The organism is Erythrobacter sp. S267, from assembly GCF_057365045.1.
This window is the reverse complement of the sequence record NZ_CP200298.1, coordinates 1,004,234-1,022,876: the sequence shown is the minus strand read 5'-3', so window position 1 is coordinate 1,022,876 and position 18,643 is coordinate 1,004,234. Positions and strand designations below refer to the sequence as shown.

Here is an 18,643-nt window from a genome sequence, read left to right as displayed (position 1 = left end):
TCAGGCCTGTGGCAGCCACTCTTGAAGCTGCGCATTGACCGCTTCCGGCGCATCCTGTTGCACCCAATGCGACACGCCGGGAAAGCGTTTGAGAGTGAAATCGCTGACCCAGTCGTCGGTTCCCTTGGTCATGTTGATGTGGAGCGCAACGTCCTCTTCGCCCCACACCATCAGAGTGGGCACTTCCACGCGAAAGTCGCCCATGTCCACTGTGTCCCGCCGCCGCATCAGGGCACGGTAGTAATTGACCATCGCCTTGTGCGCACCTGGCCGGTTGGCGGCTTCGGAGTAGATGCGGCGCACCTCCGGACCGAACAACTCCGGATTGCAGGTCGTCTTCTCAATAAGCCGACCCACAGCTTTGCCCTCGCCCCGCCCAAGAAACGCCTCGGGCAGCCAAGGGAGCTGGAAAAAGAAAATGTACCAGCTTTTCTTGAACTGATACCAATTGCGGATCTCCCGCTCGGCGATTTTGGGATGGGGCACGTTGAAGATGACGAGCCGCTCCAGCGCGGTCTTGCGGCTGATGGCAAAGGCCCATGCGATGATCGCGCCCCAGTCATGGGCGAAGAGCGTGACTTGTCTAGCCCCGCTTGCCGCGATCAAACCCTCAACGTCTCCCGTCAGCTTCGCCATCGTATAGGCGTCGATCCCCTCGGGCCGCGAAGTGCCTCCATAGCCGCGCAGGTTCGGAGCCCAGACGCGGTAGCCCATCTCGGCGAGGAGAGGCATCTGATGGCGCCAGCTGTAGTGGAGCTCCGGGAAGCCATGCAGGCAAAGCGCGAGGTGATCGCCCTCGCCCGACTTTGGCTCCATCTGCGCCACCTCAAAAGTCAGCTCCCCCGCCTCGACAAAGTCGATTGTGATGCCGCTGTCTGCCTCTGGCTGCCAGCTCGGCCCGCCGCTTTGTTTCATAGTCATATTCGAAGGCATAGCAGCCTAGCCACGCATATGATAAGTCAGTTTCAAAGAGAGATTGGGAGAGACGATCATGGCCCATTTTGGCATGGCACAATTTGACCTCATCATCCGGGGCGGCACCATCGTCGATGGCACCGGCGCTCCGGCCTTTTCCGGCGATGTCGCTGTGAAGGACGGGCTGATCGCGGCGGTGGGCACTATCGACGGCTCAGCGACGCGTGAGATCGACGCGAGCGGCAAGATCGTCGCGCCCGGCTTTGTCGACATCCACACGCACTATGATGGTCAAGCAACCTGGGATCAGGAGATGGCTCCTTCAAGCTGGCACGGCGTTACCACGGTCGTCATGGGCAATTGCGGCGTCGGCTTTGCCCCTGCCAAGCCGGACCGCCACGAATGGCTCATCAGCCTGATGGAAGGGGTCGAGGATATTCCCGGCACTGCTCTTGCCGAGGGGATCACATGGGATTGGGAGACCTTCCCGGAATATCTCGACGCGCTCGAAAAGCTCCCCCGCACCGTCGATATCGGCACCCATGTGCCTCACGGAGCCGTGCGCGCCTATGTGCTGGGCGACCGCGAGCAACCGGGCGCAGTGCCAACCGCAGAAGACATCGAGAAGATGAGCGCCATCGTGGAAGAAGGCGTGCGCGCTGGCGCTCTGGGTTTCTCAACCTCGCGCACGGTGCTGCACAAATCGGTCGACGGAGAGCTCGTCCCCGGCACCACCGCCACGCCTGAGGAGCTGGTCGCCATCGGCCACGCCATGGGCCGCGCCAAGGATGCAGGCGGGCACGCCGTGTTCGAAATGGCCAGCGACCTGCAACGCGACTGGAACGAGTTTGAGTGGATGGGCAAGCTGAGCCGCGAGGCTGGCATCCCCGTCACCTTCGCAGCACTGGAAAGCATCCAGAAGGAAATGCCGCTGGCTGAGCAAATCTCGACCATGCGGGCCGAAAACGACAATGGCGCGAACATCGTCGCTCAGATCGCTTTGCGCGGCAACGGGATCATTATGGCGTGGCAGGGCACGGTGAACCCGTTCCTCTACCGCCCCAGTTGGCAGGCCATCGCGGACCTGCCGTGGGAGGAGCAAAAGGCCAAGCTGCTCGATCCGGCGTTCAAGAAGCAATTGCTGAGCGAATCCAACGATTATTCCGAAGCTCCGATGGACATTATCGGCGTCGTGATGGTCATCACCCAAGGCTGGGCCTTGCAGTACGAGATGGACCCGGATTTCGACTACGAGCCGGATGAAACCGCCAGCGTCAATGCACGGGCCGTGGCTGCCGGGATCGACCCGCAGGAATACGCCTATGACATGCTGTGCCGAGAGGATGCGACGGGCTTCATCTACCTGCCAATCCTGAACTATGCGGAAGGGAATCTCGACTTCCTCCACCCGCTCCAGCACGCCGATGACACGGTCAATTCGCTCTCCGATGGCGGCGCGCATTGCGGCACGATCTGCGACGCGGCCTCGCCCACCTTCATGCTCGAACACTGGGTGCGGGATCGCAAACGGGGCGAGCGGATCACGCTGGAGAACGCAATCAAGCGCCAGTGCCGCGACACCGCCGTGCTCTATGGCCTCGAGGATCGCGGGGTCATCGCACCCGGCTTCCTCGCCGACATCAATGTGATCGATCTGGAGCGCCTGAAGCTCGGCCGCCCATGGCTCGCCTTTGACCTGCCCGCAGGGGGCAAGCGCCTGCTGCAAAAGGCGGATGGCTATGCCTGCACGATCAAGAGCGGCGAAGTGACGTTTGAGGATGGAGTGTGGACGGGAGCGACACCGGGCGGGTTGATCCGTGGGCCACAGCGCGCAGAACTGGCTGAAGCGGCGGAGTGAGCCCGACTAATCATCGCCCATCACAATGCGGCGTTGCAGGTTCAGTGAGCGACGGAATGCTGCGTCGTGGGATACGCACAAAAGCGCCCCATCGTAGCCGTTCAAGGCCTGCTCTAGAAGCTCAATCGCCTCAACGTCCAGGTGGTTGGTCGGCTCGTCCAGGATCAGCATTTTGGCCGGCGCGGACGTGCTGAAAAGGCAAGCGAGAGCCAGTCGAACGCGTTCTCCGCCCGATAAAGTTGCGACTATGCGCGCACCCCAAGCTGCGCGAAAACCGTATCGAGCAAGCGCCGCATGCGCCATTTGTGTGTCCATTGCAGGATTGCACCGACGCATCGCGCCCAGAGCGGTCTCTTCGGGTTTGAGCAATGAAAGATGCTGATCAAGGAGCGCAATATCGCTCGGATCGCTGCAAACCTGTCCAGAGGCTGGTGGCAGCGCCCCTGTGAGAATCCTGACAAGGCTGCTTTTCCCGCTGCCATTGCGGCCTGTAAGTTCCAGCCGCTCGGGCCCGGTGATCGAGATATCCATCGGGCCAAACACGGCGTGCTCGCCAAACCGGCATGTGATCGCACGCGCTTCAACCACTGTGTGGGAGCGTAGCAATCCCGTTTGCGGAAGCTCAATCCGCACCGGCACCACGTTCTCAACGCGCTGCGCGGCGGTGTCAGCCGCCTCCTGAGCCCGATCGATTTGTTCGCGGCCCAAGCCAAGCCCGCGCGCAGCGGTCTTTTGAGCGCGGGCTTTGTTAGCGTTGATCTCCAATCGCGTGGCGTCGTGGCGCGCGGATGCGGTCCTTCCTCGGCTGGCGTGTTGATCTCGTCGCTCCTGCCTCGCCTGGTGAAGGTTGCGCGCCTTTCGAGCCCGTGTTTCGGCGTCCTCAAGATCAGCCTGAGCCCGCGCGCGCTCAGCGTCGCGCTGCTCCTTAAAGGCGCTCCAACCGCCGCCCACACTCAGAACGCCAGCTGGAGCAAGCTCGATAATCCGGTCAACGTGTTCCAGAAGTTCGCGATCATGGCTGGCGACGAGCGCGGGACCATCCCAACCGCGCAAGAATTCGACCACCTTGGCGCGACCATCATCATCCAGATCATTCGTCGGCTCATCCAAGAGCAAAATATCAGGCTGGGCGAGGATCATGCCTGCGATCTTGACGCGGGCCATTTGCCCGCCGCTCAGCTCAGCGGCTTCGCGCGCAAGATCGAGGTCTGGCAGCCCCAATTTCGCAAGCGCTTCTTCAACACGCGCAGGCAAAGTCCAATCCGCTATATCAAGATCATCGCCTTGCGCTTGGCCGTTCTCAATGCGGGTGATTGTGTCCCAAGCGTCCTCCACGCCAAGCGCCGCGGCGACGGTAATCCCCTTTGCGAACGGGCCTTGTGGCATCATTTCGACATTGCCGTCGACGCGGATAGTGCCTTCAGAAGGCGCACGCCCCGACGCAATGGCGGACAGCAATGTGGATTTGCCGCAACCATTACGCCCGACAAGTCCGACGACTTCATGCGAAATCGCCTGCGTAAACGCTGGGAAAAGAGGGTTGGATTGCAATGAAACGGAGATGGCAACGCCATCAAATTGGATATGAGACATGAGATCACCTTGCGCAAAATGGGATTTGCAAACGAAAGATGTCTCAGTTCTTCATGTCACCTCACTCCATTTGGATGGCACGCGGATAAGCAGGCGCATCGCTCAGATCAAGCAGAAAACCCAAAAATGGCTATGGGTGACCACTACGGCTCGACCACAATCCCCTTGGCCGGGTCGACTTTTCCGCCGACCATTTCGCGATAGGTTGCCTCGGCTGCCTCAAGCCCCGAATGCTTCTCGATCGTGATTGCACCTTCGACGCTCTGCAAGAAACCGTGCCAGGAACCTGCCACCAGTTTGCCGCCTTCGACAGGCCCGTGCTCCTTGAAGAAGGCGACCGCGTGGTCGGGGGCGAAGAACAGGGTTGGCTCGGGTCCGGGACGCTTCGTTTGCTCGCCAAAGGTGGATCGCGCCTCAATATGCGTCGCGCCCACAAGGCAGGAATATTTGAGCATGTCGGTGAAGTGCTCGTGAAGCCGCGTCAGGACCTCTGCATTGCCCGCAAAGTCGACCGTCACGCAGTCACGGATCGGCAGGTGGCCGATTTCTTCATAGGCGTAGACTTCGTCGTAAAGCCCTGTTTCCTCGACAAAATCGGCATTGCCCGCTGAGGTAAGACCGATGCGCTTGATGTCGGGCGAGTTCTGCTTAGCAACGCTGGCGAGGCCCATGGCGGTCTTGGAGGAAGCACTCGTCAGGATCACTTCGCCTGCGCCAAACCAGCCTTCATTGCGCATGAAGTATTCGATCAGGAAGCCGGTCTTGAACAGCGGGCCATAGATCATCCGTTCCGCTTCGCGCGCCGGATCGTGCTCAGGATCGGCCGCGAGGCGCGAATACTGATTGTAAATCGGGCTCATCGGCTGACGGTAATCAGTCATGTCCATGAAAGAGCTGGCGCTGACATTGCCCGGTATAACGTCAAGCTGCGTGCCCATGGGGAGATAGCCATAGACGCGCTCTCCGACGGTGAAGTCTTCGTGATTGCTCTCAATCACCTTGGCGTGGCCCCACATCGGCACGACCCCCTTCCCCTCTGGTTCGCCGCCTTGGGGTGGGAAGAAGTTCCAATAGCCAAAGCCGTCTCCCACGACCGCATAGGTGATGTTGTTGGCGGTGACGGAGAAGCTCTCCACCGCCAAGCGGATCGCGCCGTCGGCGAGCGCGCCCACCTCGGTCGAAACCAGAGCGGTGTCTGCGATGGAATCCTTGCGAACGTGAACTTGTGTCAAAGACATGGGAATCTCCTCTCCGTTTGCGGAAAGGTTAGACCATCACGGCTCGCTTTCCCACCGTGTAGCAGCGATTGAGGCGCGTTTTTCGCACTGTCTAAGCCATGCGGAGATATTGTCGCACTGCGCAATGCCGACTTCGCCTTGCGGGGTCAGTTCCAGCCCGCGCAGGACGGGATAGAGAAACACATCGGCGAGCGTGAAATCCCCGGCAGCGGTCCACGCGCCATCACCATCCAGCTCGCTCTCCACGTGGCCCAGCGTCAGGCTGATCTGCGGGAGCGCGCGGTTGATTTTATCATGGTCGAGCGGCTGCCCCACCACGCGGTGCATAATCCACGGCATGACCAGCCCGTTCTCGAACAGCGGGAAGAGGTAGTTGTTCGCCATCGCGACCCATTTATCCATCACGACGCGTTTCTTCGGGTCACTGGGCTGGAGAGCCCCTGTTCCATACTGGTTGTCGAGATACTGCGTGATCGCCACGCTCTCGATTAACTCCATTCCATCCACTTCCACCACCGGAACCTTGCCGAACGGATGGCGATTGCCGGGGGAGCGTGCGGGTGTTGGGATGACTTCGTGAGAGAGGCCGACTTCCTCGCAGGTGATTTCCACAATGCGGGTGTAGGTCGAGATGACCGTGCCGAAGATGCGGACCTGCGCAGGGTCAGTCATGGCGCTGCGCCTAGCCCTGCGGCGAGGAATCCGACGCCGATCCGTGCTCTATCAACACCCGGCCAGCTGCCTCCATCCGCGACCCAAGCCCCCGCGCGCGCAGTGTGCAGGTCTGCTCCACCTCGCGCGGGTCGCGCTTTTCATAGGCGGGGAAGCGGTCAATCATCGCTCGCGCAAACCTTTGGCCGCGCTGGGCTTCATAGCGGCCAATGAAATATGTCAGCGCGCTGGTCAGAGCCACCTGGCTTTCAGGCGTCAATTCCTCTGGGCTCTCGCCCAAAATGGCGCCGATAAAGATCGCACAGTCGAGGTCTTCCTCCGGCGTGAAACCCTGATTGGAGCCGGGAGAGTCTTGCGCCGCCAGCGGAGCACCAAGCAGCGCTGCCGCTGCTGTCAGGCCCGCAAGGAGACGCATTACACGCGCATCGGCATGAGGACGTAAAGCGCCGGGCTCTTCTCATCCTCACGGATAAGCGTAGGAGCGCCTGCATCGGCCAGGTGCAGCTCAATCTCTTCAGAATCGAACTGGCCCAGAATGTCCTTCAAGTAATTGGCGTTAAAGCCGATTTCGAAGCCTTCGCTCTTGTAATCACCCATCAGCTCTTCAGCGGCATTGCCGTTGTCAGGAGAGGTAACGGAGAGCGTCACGCGGTCGGTGTCGAGACCCATCTTTACAGCGCGGGTTTTCTCCGTCGCGATGGTCGCAACGCGATCGACGCCTTGGAAGAACAGCTTGGGGTCCACTTTCAGCAGCTTGTCATTGCCCGTCGGGATGACGCGGCTGTAATCCGGGAAGGTGCCATCGATCAGCTTGCTGGTCAGGACCACCCCGCCTTCACCGCTCAGCGTGAAGCGGACTTTCGAGGCGGACAGGTCGATCTGCACCGCGCCATCAAGCGCCTCTTCCAGCAGCTTGCGCAGCTCCGCCACCGCTTTGCGCGGGACGATGACATCGGGCATGCCCTCTGCGCCGTCTGGCCGTGCGAGGGTAAAGCGAGCGAGACGGTGGCCGTCAGTTGCCGCCGCTTTCAGCACCGGCTCGTCCTCATCCGTCACATGCAGGAAGATGCCATTCAGGTAATAGCGCGTTTCCTCAGTCGAGATCGCAAAGCGCGTCGCGTCAATCATCTGAGCGAGCGTGCGCGCGGGCAGTTCGAACGATGTTGGCAGGTCACCTTCGACGATCACGGGGAAATCGTCACGCGGCAGGGTCGGCAGTTTGAAACGGCTGCGCCCGGCCTTGACCTCCATCCGGTTCTCAGCGGTTTCGAGGCTGACTTGCGAACCATCGGGAAGCTTGCGCGCAATGTCGAACAACAGGTGCGCCGACACCGTGATCGCGCCGGGCGTTTCGACCGAGGCCGCGCTCATCGTCTCAACCACTTGGAGGTCGAGATCGGTCGCCATCACCTTCACGCTGCCCCCGTCTGATGCATCGATCAGCACGTTGGAGAGGATCGGGATCGTATTGCGGCGCTCTACCACCGATTGAACATGGGAGAGGCAACGCAGGAGCGTCGCGCGTTCGATCGTAGCCTTCATCAGCTTAACCTATCGCTTTCGTGTTACTTCGTCGTCCGTGGGGCGCCCGCTGGCAAGGGAATCGCCCGAAAGGCGCCACTTGGTCGAGAAAACATTAGCGCCCACGCACAAGCGGGCAAGCTTGTGAGGGTCCCTTAGCCCAATCCCTTGGGGATAAGGGAGCGCAAGGGCCCCGAGGGTGCGCTTTAAGAGGCGCTCAGAACCCTTTCATTGATGATCTGCTGGCCGCGCATCGCGACGTAAAAGCCGATCCAAGTGCCTATTTCGTAGGTCGACATGTTGTTCTGCTTCGCCACGGCGTCGATTGACTGCTCAAACTCCTCCGGCCGTTCTGCGATGTAGTTATCGACTGACAGGCTGGGATCATCGGCAAAAGCAAGCGCGAGCCGCTCTACCGGTTCCATATCGATCCCGGCCTCGACCATGCGGCGGCGCAGTTCCCCGCCGATCATATGCGTGAGGTTGGCCTTGAAGAACGCTTCCTGCTTTTCCTCGGCAACGCCGTGCGCGCCAAGGCACACCGTCATGGCCGCCATCATCTCCATCCGGTCAGCGTCCGTGGCCTGCGCCCCGACGCCAGTCCGGCTCAGACCGTCATCGGTCAGTTTGACAGCCAGTTCGTTGGAAAGGGACGAAGCGAGGCAGTCGCTCGGCGGCGTGTCCTGAGCCACGGCAGGCGCAGCCATCATCGCCAGTGAAGCGATCATCGGCATACAGATGCGGGACATCACAAAGCTCACAAAAGCGCCCTTACCCGACCATCGCCATGCCGCCGTTCACATGCAGCGTTTCGCCGGTGATGTAGCCCGCTTCCTTGCTGGCGAGGAAGGCGCAGGCGGCTCCGATGTCGCCGCCCTCGCCCATCTTTGCCATGGGGATGCGGGCGTTGATCGCGTCGGTCTGCTTTTCATCCAGCGCGCCGGTCATGGCGGTGCGGATGAAGCCGGGGGCCACGCAATTGGCGGTGATGCCGCGGCTGGCGACTTCCTGCGCGAAGCTCTTGGTCATGCCGGTGAGGCCCGCTTTGGCAGCGCAATAGTTCATCTGCCCCGGATTGCCGGTGTGGCCGACGACGCTGGTGATGTTGATAATCCGGCCAAAGCGCCCCTTCATCATCGGGCGAGCCGACGCGCGCATGATGCGGAAGGCGGCTTCGAGATTGACCGTCATCACCTGATCCCAGTCCTCATCCTTCATCCGCATCGCAAGGCCATCGCGCGTGATCCCGGCATTATTGACCACAATGTCGACCCCGCCCAGCGTATCGAGCGTTGCGGGGATCAGCTCATCGACCTGCGTGCTGTCAGAGAGGTTGCAGGTGATCTCCACATGGTCGCCCCCAACTTCGTCGATCAGCTGCTCGCGAAAGGCGCGGAGTTTGTCTCCGTTCGAGCCAGACAGAGCCAGCCGCGCGCCCTGCTTTGCCAGAGCAATCGCAATCGCCGAACCGATCCCGCCACTTGCGCCTGTTACCAGCGCGTTCATTCCATCCAGTCGAAACATGTGTTGGCTCCCAAGCCGTATGATTTGTGATTGGTCCCGCCATCGGCATTCACGCCGATCCCGTCAAGCGCTGGAGCTGAGTTGCGCACTTACGGTGTGAAGTTGGCTCGCCGCAATTCTTGCATCCGACCGGCCCGCATTTCGCCCTCTACAATCTCATAGCCCATAAGAGCGAAGATGCGACCTTGCATGAAGATCGGGCGAGCATTGCCATACCAATCAACGCACGATGCGATGCAATTGTCGTCGCGCGCGCTTTCTGTGCGAGCTGCGAGCTCTCCTGCCTGACTTAGGCTGCGGTTTTCGCGGCGCAGAAAGGCGATCGCTGAGCCGGAGCCGAGAAACTCTGCCCCATCACGCTCGATCTGGCGAGAGATCGGGAGGCCAAGAGTGCCAGTCAGCCCCCCAGTGCTGCCTCGATCAGGCTTGTAGAAGAAGGCTTGGCTGCGCGTTTCCCCCTCGCTTGTGCCGGCGAGCATATAGGTGTGCTCAACCTTCGCTAGAGGTCCCAATGACAAGGACGTGAAGCCCAATGCCCCATCGGATGAGGGGCCGACCACAACGCCGTCGCTGCCCATGCGATCCAGCCGGGTGACCCCTTGGCGCAGCGTGAGTTTCTGCGCATCGCGTCCATCCAGTGGCACGGCATAGAGGTAAGGCGCATCATCTTCATTCCCGTAAGCGGCTGCCGAGTAGAGCAGGTAGTCGCCTACGAAACGGTTCTGGAAACGCCAGCCTTCCACCTCGGGCAGAGAGCGATAGGCCCCTTGCGCCAGAGCGCTGTTCCCGCGGCCAAACTGGTCGAACGGGATCGTCGCCAGCGAAACATCGCCAACGCTGAATTCGCTCGCCCACATTCCCTCTCCATTGCCGACACCGCGCAGCATGATGCGCAAGACCTCTGCATCGGCGTCCTCGGCAAAGGAAAACTGATCGACCGGAGCACCGGCGACCTGAACAGCACCGGGCTGCGATCCGTCGAGTGGGATACGGTAAAGCTGGCCGGGTGTTTTGGCTGAAGTAGACCTCCAATCGGTCTGCGCCGTGCCGGTCCATGTATAGACCGCTTGGCGCGACACATAGAACGCACGGCTCCATGTTCCCGCGATAGCAGTGGCGGAACATTCCAGCTGAGGCGTTGACAGATCGCAGCGCGTGACTGTGTGGAGCATATTGAGCTCAAACCGACCCGAACGGTAAGGCTCTGCCACCAGAAAATCCTGCGGCTTGACCAGCACCTGCTCGCCGTTTTCGCCGAACTCGCGGATGGCAGGCAGCGAGGCGTCAAGGTCACTCCAATTGGCGTAGACCGGCGTGTAGAGGATCAGCTCTTCGCCAATCAGGCGCGAGGCATAATTGGACGAGGAATAGTAGTCGCCTGAGCGCAGATAATGCGTGTCGCGGTAAGTCAGTTCACCGCTGTCGGAGATGTCGAACCGGTTGAGCTCCGTCCCGAAACTTCCATAGGAATAGCCGATCACGATCACCTGACCGTCGCGGACAAGCATTTCGTCATACCAGGTGTCGCTGGGATTCTCTTTTCCCGAGGGAAAGGCGTCGATCGCGTCGACGGGTTGCAAGGCACCATCGCCCGTGTGGATGGTGAACAGGCGTCCCCGGCGCAGGACAACCAGATAATCGCCAACATTCTTGACGATCCCACCTTCATCCACGCCCGATTCTTGCGTGTTGGTGATGCTTTCAGCAGCTTCGGCAGGGGCTTCACCTTCCGCGGCGGCATCCACGGCCATAGAATAGACTGGCCCCGGGCTTTCCCGACGCGCCCTTTCCCGAGCGGCCATTCTGGCTGCGAAAACATCAAGTTCGGCTTCCGTCTCAAAGCCGCGCAGGCCGGTCGTGTCATCAGTTTGGTGCGCTTCAGCTGACACCGGAGGCGTCGCAGCCATGGTCAGAGCGGCGGTTCCGATAAGCAGCGCACTGACAAAGGCTAAGCTCGTGAATTTGGAACCATTCGCAAAGACATTCTGCATCGGACTTCTCCCCTGCCCTAGATACCGGATCGAAATTGAGACTGCCAAGCTGAACGCCCCATTATCGATTGGACTTATGGCGCAGATTGGTCGGGTTGATTAGGAGCCACTTCTTCTGGAGGTTCGCGCAACAGAGCAAGCTCGCGCTGTGCAGCGTGATAGGCGCGGCGCGTTTCCCTTACTTCTTGCATCGCGGCATCGCGCGCATCGCCCTCAAGCCGCCTTGCCGCAGCCCGTTGTCGTCTGGAAAGCGTGTGGAGGCGGTCTACCTCGGTTTCCAGCTCGCGAATTTGCCCTTGGCGCTGCTCCGCTTCGTTGGCGAATGCCGGGGCGGCATCTGGTTCAAATGCGCTGGCGGATTGGGATGGCAAAGGTTCGGGCGATTGGCTCGTGCAAGCTGACATTGCGAGCGCAAGAGTGCCCGCTGAGAGCACTCTAACGAGATTTCCCGAATACCGCATGCGACCGCCCCTTCTTCTCCATAAGAGAGGAGCCTACCGCATTCTCAGCGCCTTTCAACCGGGACTAGCTTACCGTTTTGGCAAACTCTTCGAGGTTTTCCATGGTGATACAGCTGGTCACGCTCGCCTCGCGGTCGATCTTGCCGATCATCGGCCCCAGCACCTTGCCGCCCAGCTCAACGAAGCGCTCCACTCCGTCGGCTCGCATCGCCATGACGCTCTCGCGCCAGCGCACGCGGCCTGTGACTTGGCTAACGAGCAGAGCTTGCTCCTCTGCCGGGTCAGTGACCTTGGCGGCGGTGACATTGGCGTAGAGAGGCACGGCGAGGTCGCCCGGAGGCGTTTCGGCCAGCGCCTCAGCCATGCGATCCGCGGCGGGTTGCATCAGCGAGCAGTGGAAGGGGGCGGAGACCGGCAGCAGGATGCCGCGCTTGATCCCCCAAGTGTCTTTGTCGTCCTTCACCATCGCAATGGCGCGCTCGATCGCAGGCTTGTGGCCCGAAATCACGACCTGCATCGGGTCGTTGTCATTGGCGACCTCGCAAACGTCTCCCTCAGCCGCAGCCGCTGCGAGCGCGCTGGCTTTCTCAATATCCGCGCCCAGCAGGGCCGCCATTGCGCCCTCACCCACCGGAACCGCAGCCTGCATGGCAGAGCCGCGCAGTTTGAGAAGCCGCGCTGTGGTGGCAAGGTCAAAGGCTCCGACCGCACAAAGCGCGGTGTACTCGCCCAGCGAGTGGCCTGCGACGCAGGTTGCCGTGTCCGCCAGCTTCACGCCGAACTCAGCCTCCAGCACGCGCAGGGTTGCAATCGCGTTCGCCATGATCGCGGGCTGCGCGTTTTCGGTAAGGGTCAGCTGATCCTCTGGCCCTTCCGCCATGATCGCGGACAGCTTCATCGAAAGCGCGTCGTCGACTTCCTCAAACACTGCGCGTGCAGCAGCGCTAGCGGCGGCGAGCTGCGTGCCCATGCCGACCTTTTGGCTGCCTTGTCCCGGAAAAACGAATGCGGTCATTTTGGAATCTCCTGTTGGAAACCGCCGCTAGCCAGAGCTTGCAGGACCCGCAAGTCCGAACGGCACAACTCTGTTGGAAGCCGTGTGGCCGATTTGCGCTCTGCCCAGATAAGGGACGCCCATCCGGTCGCACCAATAGCGCGCTATGTCCTCCGCGCTCTGGCCGAATTCGACGTAGTTCTCTGGCACGTCGCTGATCGCGCCCAGCCGCAGTCCGGCAATGCGGGGCAGGCTTCCAGCAAGCGCGAAGAACATACGGTCGACGGCGTAGAGATGCTCTGCCACCTCCTCGACCATCACAACGTGGCCGGTAAGGTCGGGCATGGCGGGCGTCTTGGACAGCATGGCCAGCGTGATGAGGTTGAAGGCGGCAGCGGGCGTGACGCCATCAAGGCTCGGCTCAAGCCCCGAATTGTCCCCGCCCAGCCAGCGCAGCACGCGGCGCACGGCCTCAGCTCCTCTTTCAGACCCGGCGCTCACCGGCATGGAACCATGCGCGCATTGGCCGATGCCAGCCCGATAAAGCGCGCCGAGGAGATATCCACAGTCGGAAAAGCCGATATAGGTCTTGGCCCGCGCTTCCGTGTTCATCTGCGCCACCGCAGCCTCTGCAATGCGGTTGGAGCCATAGCCGCCCTTGGCAAACCAAACCGCGTCGAAAGCCGGGTCGTTGGCGCAGTCGAGCAAGGCGGTCAGCCGGGTCAGATCGTCGCCTGCAAAGTGGCCGTGGCTGGCAAAGCATTGCTCGTGAAAGCTCGCGGTTACTCCGGGAAACTCCGCCGCAATCAAAGCCTCAAAAGCCGCCGCATGATCGCGGGTAATCGGGGTTGCCGGTGCACAAATTGCGATATTGGTCATTTGCGTAAGCTATGGCGCTTGTCAGTGTCGTTGCAAGTCCATAACCATGATCGCCATGACTTCGGGTGCATCCTCCAACGAGCCTCTTGAAACAACCGACAAAGTCGCTGGGCGACCGCTGTTCTTCTGCGGCATCGGCGGGTCTGGCATGTTGCCTTTGGCGCAGATTGCGCATGGGTTGGGTCACGAGGTGGCGGGTTCGGACCGCTCCTATGACCAAGGCCGCACGCCTGAGAAGTTCGCTTGGCTGGCCGAAAACGGGTTCACGCTGTACCCGCAAGACGGCAGCGGCATTACCTCATCCGACCAAATTCTGATCGCCTCGGCTGCGGTGGAGGACACAGTCCCCGAAGTCGCGCGGGCAAGCGAGCTGGGCTGTGATCGGTTGAGCCGCGCGGAATTGCTCTCCACCTTCTTTAACGATGCGGGGTACTCTGTCGCAGTCGGAGGAACCTCAGGCAAGTCGACCGTCACCGGCATGATCGCCTGGATCCTGCACGAAGCGCGCCATGACCCGACCGTTATGAATGGCGCGGTGATGAAGAACTTTGCCAGTGCCGATAACCCCTTCGCCAGCGCGCGGGTCGGCGGCGGGCGGTTGTTCGTGAGCGAAGTGGATGAAAGCGACGGATCCATCGCGCTTTACCGCCCCACTATCGGCGTGCTCTTGAATGTCAGCCTCGACCACAAATCGATGGAGGAATTGCGCCAGCTTTTCGGCAATTACCTGGCAACCTCAGGCTGCGCAGTGGTCAATTACGACAACGAAGAAGCGCGCTTTTTGGCCGAGCGGGCGAAGCAAAAAGTCAGCTTCGGCGTCCATGAACAGAGCGCCGACCTGACGGTTGAGCCCGATTCCATCGACCAGAGCGCTTTGGGCATTCGCGCCGCTGTGATCGACAATCGCCGCAAGCAAGTCTTCCCGCTGATCCTGCCGATGCCGGGCCTGCACAACCTCTCCAACGCTCTCGCCGCGATTGCAGCGGTCAGCGCGGCCGGGATTGAGGTGAAGAATGCCGTCTATGCCCTGCGCAATTTTGCCGGGCTGGCACGGCGATTTGACGTCGTGGGGACGAGTGCGAGCGGCATCACCGTCATCGACGACTTCGGCCACAATCCGGAGAAATGCGCCGCGACCCTGCGGACGCTTAAAGCCACTCCGGGCCGCGTCATCGCTTTCTTCCAGCCGCATGGTTATGGGCCGTTGAAGCAGATGGGCCACGAACTGGCAGAAACCTTTGCGCGGGAACTCGACCCTGACGACATCGCGATCATGTGCGATCCGGTCTATTATGGCGGCACCGTCGACCGCAGCGAAGGGACGGAGCGTATCATCGCTATGATCCGCGAAAATGCGGGCGGCGCCAATGGTTTTGGGGGCATGAGGGCCGAGCACATTCCGGAGCGCTCCGCCTGCGGGGACCGGATGGTGGAACTCGCTCAGAGCGAAGACCGCATCGTCATCATGGGCGCTCGGGACGATACGCTTTCAAGCTTTGCTCGTGACGTGTTCGAGCGGCTCGAGTGAAGGCTCCACCGCCCGCGCCGGAAACTGTCTACACCCGAGCGGTGCGCCATGCGTGGTTTATGGCCGGAGCCTTGGTGCTGGCGATCCTGTTCGTGCTGTTGGTGGACCGGTTTTTCGGCCATTCGACCATCGCATTCGGCATCGCGATTGTCGGGCTGGTCTTTGCCAATGCGCGAATGCTCAGCTTCAACTGTACGACCTGCGGCAAAAACCTGTTCTTCCGAGGGGTCTTCGTGGTCTTCTGGCCCAACAAGGTGTGCGGCAAGTGCGGGACTGACTTGACCTAGCCGTTGAAGAGCGCGTCTCGTCCCTCTTCCTCGCGCGCTTTGGCTCGTTGGAACGCAGCTCTGTTAGTCAGGCGCTCGCGGTAGGCTTTGAGACTGTCCGGAACGCCCCCATCCAGTCCGAACGCCTTGGCCAGGACCAGCGCATAGCCAACGCAGATGTCGGCAACGGTGAACCTGTCGGCACAGAGGAATTCGCGGATTTCCAACCGCTCTTCGATCTTCACGAGGCGCTTGTGGAACCAGTGGGCATAGGCCTTGCCCGCTTCCTCCCAGCCCTTGTGTTTTTCGAACAGGGCAAAGCGCGAATAGACCGTCTGCGGAAAGGTCAGCGTCGCATCCGCGTGGTAGGTGTAGTCGAGATATGCGGCGTAATCCGCCTCACCCGGCGCGATGGTCAGGTCGTTCGGCGCACCCAAAGTTGCGAGATAATGCGCGATGGCACAACTCTCGGTCATGCGGCTGGCTCCGTGGACCAGCATAGGCACCGTGCCGAGTGGATTGATCTCGAGATATTCGGGCGCAAGGTGGCGCGGCGGGAATGGCAAGACCTTGAGGTCAATCTCCACCCCCGCTTCCTCCGCCGCCCAAGTGGCGCGCAGACCGCGCGACGATGCGCAGGTGTAAAGTGTGGGCGTACCCACCCCCATCAATGCGCGCCCTCATAGCCAATCACTTTGTGCAAGACGAACGCGATGATCGCGCCCAGCACCAAGCCTAACACCGCCGAAACGCCCGCATAAGTCACCCAGCCCGCAACGCCTGATAGCGCTCCCGTCACGCCCGCCACCGCGTACTCGGCGCCATGGGCGATATCGTAGAAAAGGTGGAAGCCCACTTCATGCGTGCCGTGGATAATGATTCCGCCGCCGACCCACAGCATGGCGATGGTGCCAATGAAAGAGAGCGCAATCAGCAGCTTGGGCACGAACGCCACTAGCCCTTCCCCAAAACGAGCCGTGGCCGCGCTGTCACTCTTGCTGAGCGAGAGGCCGATATCGTCGAGCTTCACGATGATCGCGACCGTGCCATAGACGACAATCGTCACGACAAATCCGACCAGCGCCAGTGCCAAGCCTCGCTCCCACCAGGTCGGCAGGTCGAGTTCGTTGAGGACAATCGCCATGATTTCCGCTGACAGGATCAGGTCCGTGCGCACCGCGCCTGCAATACGCTGTTTCTCAAAGGCGACGGGATCATCGATCTGATCCTCGACCGTCTTGCCGTGCTTGGCCCCGCCGAGTTTTTCGAGGACCTTCTCCGCGCCCTCATAACACAGGAACGCGCCGCCCAGCATCAACAGCCAGATGATGAGCCACGGAAGGAACTCGGATAACAGGATCGCGCCGGGTAGCAGGATGATGAGCTTGTTGAACAAGCTCCCCTTGGTGATCGCCCATATGATCGGCAATTCGCGCGCTGGCGACAGGCCCGTGACGTAGCTTGGCGTCACGGCCGCATCGTCGATCACGACGCCGGCGGTCTTGGAGCCCGCTTTGCTCGCCGCAAGCGCAATGTCATCCGCCGACGCCGCCGCTGCCCGTGCAATCACCGCCACATCGTCCAGCAGCGCAACCAATCCTGATGGCATTCACCCAACCCCTTAGATAAGCCTGTTGTCGCGTGGCCTGCCCCAGCGGTCAGAGGCGCACAAGACTTGCATTCTGCCCGTAAACAGTTATGTGCGCGCATCCGCTCTTTACCAGAGGGGTATCAAAGAAAGCCGGAGGGGCCCCGCAATCCCGCGGATCAGCCAGCGATCGGCATACAATATGAAGGAACGCGAGATGGCTCTGTATGAGCATATCTTCCTCGCGCGTCAGGACCTTTCACAGGCCCAGGTAGACGCGCTGGCGGCCACGGCGACCGAAATCGTCGAAGCGAACGAAGGCAAGGTCACCAAGACCGAAACCTGGGGTCTTAAGTCCCTCGCCTACAAGATCGACCGCAATCGCAAGGCACACTTCGTGATGCTCAACATCGACGCCCCTGGCTCGGTGGTGAGTGAGCTTGAGCGCCAGACGCGTATCAACGAAGACGTCATCCGTTACATGACCATCCGTGTCGAAGAGCACGAAGAAGGTCCCTCCGTGATGATGCGTAAGAACGACCGCGACCGTAAGCGCCGCGAACCACGTGAGGAGCGCGACTGATGGCACGCCCGTTTTTCCGCCGCCGCAAGTCTTGCCCGTTTTCCGGCAAGGATGCCCCCAAGATCGACTACAAAGACGTGCGCCTGCTTCAGGGCTTCATGTCTGAGCGTGGCAAGATCGTCCCTTCGCGCATCACCGCCGTTTCTGCCAAGAAGCAGCGTGAGCTCGCCAAGGCGATCAAGCGCGCACGTCACATCGGCCTGCTGCCGTACATCGTGAAGTAGGAGGATAGGACCCATGGATATCATTCTCCTCGAACGTATCGAGAAGCTCGGCACGATTGGCGATGTTGTCACCGTCAAGGATGGCTATGCTCGCAACTTCCTGCTCCCGCAGAAGAAGGCTCTGCGCGCAAACGACGCCAACAAGGCCGTGTTCGAAGCCAACCGTGACCGCCTTGAGAAGGAAAACGCTGAGAAGCGTTCGGTCGCACAAGGCATTGGTGAGAAAGTGGCTGGCGCTGAGGTTATCCTCATCCGTGCCGCTTCCAACACCGGTCAGCTGTACGGTTCGGTCAATGTCCGCGACATGGTCGCAGGGCTTGTCGAACAGGGCCACGACGTGAACAAGAAGCAGGTCATCATGGGCGCGCCGATCAAGACGATTGGCATGCACGATGTGACCGTTGCTCTGCACCCAGAGGTGCACGTCACCGTCAAAGCCAACGTCGCCCGTTCGGACGACGAAGCTGAACTGCAAACGCAGGGCATCGACGTCCTCGCCCAGATGTTCGCCGACGAGCAAAGGGAAATCGAGGAAACCGCAGCCGACACCAAAATCGACAATGCAGGTCTTGAGCCGGGCGAAATCCCCGAAGAGCTGTTTGAAGAAGGCGCTGCGCCCGAAGCAGAAGCTGCTGAAGAAGCCCAAGCTGAAGAGCCTGCTGCTGAAGAGCCTGCTGCTGAAGAAGCTGCTGCTGAAGAGCCTGCTGCTGAAGAGGAGAAGGACGCCTGATCGGCTCCTTTTCCAACCAAGCCAACAAAAAAGGGCGCGAAGGTCACACGGCTTTCGCGCCCTTTTTGTAAAAGCCCT

At 60.8% G+C, this 18,643-nt stretch carries 20 protein-coding genes; 6 read left to right on the top strand and 14 right to left on the bottom strand.

Translation table 11 applies throughout. The features are described 5' to 3' along the window. On the bottom strand, positions 1 to 921 hold the full coding sequence (locus AC0V6X_RS04715; RefSeq protein ID WP_486183430.1) for an alpha/beta fold hydrolase: 921 nt from the start codon (positions 919 to 921) through the stop codon (positions 1 to 3). An 85-nt stretch (positions 922 to 1,006) separates the two neighbouring features. Here AC0V6X_RS04715 and AC0V6X_RS04710 point away from each other — a divergent pair, with 85 nt between their 5' ends. After that, a complete protein-coding gene (locus tag AC0V6X_RS04710) occupies positions 1,007 to 2,773 on the top strand; it encodes an N-acyl-D-amino-acid deacylase family protein (RefSeq protein WP_486185514.1) in 1,767 nt (588 codons plus the stop codon). A gap of 6 nt (positions 2,774 to 2,779) precedes the next feature. Here AC0V6X_RS04710 and AC0V6X_RS04705 read toward each other — a convergent pair whose 3' ends face one another. The 11 genes from AC0V6X_RS04705 to AC0V6X_RS04655 all read right to left on the bottom strand — a co-directional run bounded on the left by AC0V6X_RS04705 (position 2,780) and on the right by AC0V6X_RS04655 (position 13,646). Further along, a complete protein-coding gene (locus AC0V6X_RS04705) occupies positions 2,780 to 4,366 on the bottom strand; it encodes an ABC-F family ATP-binding cassette domain-containing protein (RefSeq protein WP_486183429.1) in 1,587 nt (528 codons plus the stop codon). 143 nt (positions 4,367 to 4,509) lie between these two features. Then, complete coding sequence (locus tag AC0V6X_RS04700) at positions 4,510 to 5,604, bottom strand: DUF2855 family protein (RefSeq protein WP_486183428.1); 1,095 nt, start codon at positions 5,602 to 5,604, stop codon at positions 4,510 to 4,512. 36 nt (positions 5,605 to 5,640) lie between these two features. Beyond that, positions 5,641 to 6,276 (bottom strand): glutathione S-transferase family protein, encoded by a 636-nt coding sequence (locus AC0V6X_RS04695; protein WP_486183427.1) that lies wholly within the window; start codon positions 6,274 to 6,276, stop codon positions 5,641 to 5,643. A 10-nt stretch (positions 6,277 to 6,286) separates the two neighbouring features. After that, positions 6,287 to 6,691 (bottom strand): hypothetical protein, encoded by a 405-nt coding sequence (locus AC0V6X_RS04690; RefSeq protein ID WP_486183426.1) that lies wholly within the window; start codon positions 6,689 to 6,691, stop codon positions 6,287 to 6,289. Further along, positions 6,691 to 7,818: a DNA polymerase III subunit beta gene (gene dnaN, locus AC0V6X_RS04685; RefSeq protein WP_486183425.1), complete on the bottom strand. Its 1,128-nt coding sequence runs from the start codon at positions 7,816 to 7,818 to the stop codon at positions 6,691 to 6,693. Before dnaN ends, AC0V6X_RS04690 begins: the two co-directional genes overlap by 1 nt. Before the next feature lie 185 nt (positions 7,819 to 8,003). Then, positions 8,004 to 8,546 carry a hypothetical protein gene (locus tag AC0V6X_RS04680; RefSeq protein WP_486183424.1) on the bottom strand — a complete coding sequence of 181 codons (543 nt, stop codon included), beginning with the start codon at positions 8,544 to 8,546 and terminating at the stop codon, positions 8,004 to 8,006. A 22-nt stretch (positions 8,547 to 8,568) separates the two neighbouring features. Beyond that, positions 8,569 to 9,321: a 3-oxoacyl-[acyl-carrier-protein] reductase gene (fabG, locus tag AC0V6X_RS04675; protein ID WP_486183423.1), complete on the bottom strand. Its 753-nt coding sequence runs from the start codon at positions 9,319 to 9,321 to the stop codon at positions 8,569 to 8,571. A gap of 89 nt (positions 9,322 to 9,410) precedes the next feature. Then, the gene (locus AC0V6X_RS04670) at positions 9,411 to 11,312 is read right to left on the bottom strand and encodes a beta-propeller domain-containing protein (RefSeq protein WP_486183422.1); all 1,902 of its coding nucleotides are present in this window, start codon (positions 11,310 to 11,312) and stop codon (positions 9,411 to 9,413) included. Between the two features lie 74 nt (positions 11,313 to 11,386). Then, on the bottom strand, positions 11,387 to 11,773 hold the full coding sequence (locus tag AC0V6X_RS04665) for a hypothetical protein (RefSeq protein WP_486183421.1): 387 nt from the start codon (positions 11,771 to 11,773) through the stop codon (positions 11,387 to 11,389). A 64-nt stretch (positions 11,774 to 11,837) separates the two neighbouring features. After that, complete coding sequence (gene fabD, locus AC0V6X_RS04660) at positions 11,838 to 12,788, bottom strand: ACP S-malonyltransferase (RefSeq protein ID WP_486183420.1); 951 nt, start codon at positions 12,786 to 12,788, stop codon at positions 11,838 to 11,840. 27 nt (positions 12,789 to 12,815) lie between these two features. Further along, positions 12,816 to 13,646, bottom strand: a complete 831-nt coding sequence (locus AC0V6X_RS04655; RefSeq protein WP_486183419.1) for an LD-carboxypeptidase — start codon at positions 13,644 to 13,646, stop codon at positions 12,816 to 12,818. Positions 13,647 to 13,701: 55 nt separating this feature from the next. Here AC0V6X_RS04655 and AC0V6X_RS04650 point away from each other — a divergent pair, with 55 nt between their 5' ends. Together AC0V6X_RS04650 and AC0V6X_RS04645 are read left to right on the top strand one after the other, a co-directional pair. After that, positions 13,702 to 15,174, top strand: a complete 1,473-nt coding sequence (locus AC0V6X_RS04650) for a Mur ligase family protein (protein ID WP_486185513.1) — start codon at positions 13,702 to 13,704, stop codon at positions 15,172 to 15,174. Beyond that, positions 15,171 to 15,461 (top strand): hypothetical protein, encoded by a 291-nt coding sequence (locus AC0V6X_RS04645; RefSeq protein ID WP_486183418.1) that lies wholly within the window; start codon positions 15,171 to 15,173, stop codon positions 15,459 to 15,461. Before AC0V6X_RS04650 ends, AC0V6X_RS04645 begins: the two co-directional genes overlap by 4 nt. Here the strand turns inward: AC0V6X_RS04645 and AC0V6X_RS04640 are convergent. Together AC0V6X_RS04640 and AC0V6X_RS04635 are read right to left on the bottom strand one after the other, a co-directional pair. Beyond that, entirely contained in the window at positions 15,458 to 16,108 is a 651-nt protein-coding gene (locus AC0V6X_RS04640; protein WP_486183417.1) for a glutathione S-transferase family protein, read from the bottom strand. The genes AC0V6X_RS04645 and AC0V6X_RS04640 overlap by 4 nt on opposite strands. Continuing rightward, entirely contained in the window at positions 16,108 to 17,049 is a 942-nt protein-coding gene (locus tag AC0V6X_RS04635) for a DUF808 domain-containing protein (RefSeq protein WP_486183416.1), read from the bottom strand. The genes AC0V6X_RS04640 and AC0V6X_RS04635 overlap by 1 nt, the downstream gene beginning before the upstream one ends. Positions 17,050 to 17,245: 196 nt before the next feature. Between AC0V6X_RS04635 and rpsF the strand changes: the two genes are divergently transcribed. Genes rpsF through rplI form a run of 3 tightly spaced genes read left to right on the top strand, consistent with a single transcriptional unit; the run spans position 17,246 to position 18,565 of the window. After that, positions 17,246 to 17,611 carry a 30S ribosomal protein S6 gene (gene rpsF, locus AC0V6X_RS04630; protein WP_486183415.1) on the top strand — a complete coding sequence of 122 codons (366 nt, stop codon included), beginning with the start codon at positions 17,246 to 17,248 and terminating at the stop codon, positions 17,609 to 17,611. Continuing rightward, a complete protein-coding gene (gene rpsR, locus AC0V6X_RS04625) occupies positions 17,611 to 17,835 on the top strand; it encodes a 30S ribosomal protein S18 (protein WP_007164455.1) in 225 nt (74 codons plus the stop codon). The genes rpsF and rpsR overlap by 1 nt, the downstream gene beginning before the upstream one ends. 13 nt (positions 17,836 to 17,848) lie before the next feature. Continuing rightward, positions 17,849 to 18,565 carry a 50S ribosomal protein L9 gene (rplI, locus tag AC0V6X_RS04620; RefSeq protein ID WP_486183414.1) on the top strand — a complete coding sequence of 239 codons (717 nt, stop codon included), beginning with the start codon at positions 17,849 to 17,851 and terminating at the stop codon, positions 18,563 to 18,565. Positions 18,566 to 18,643 lie beyond the last annotated feature (78 nt).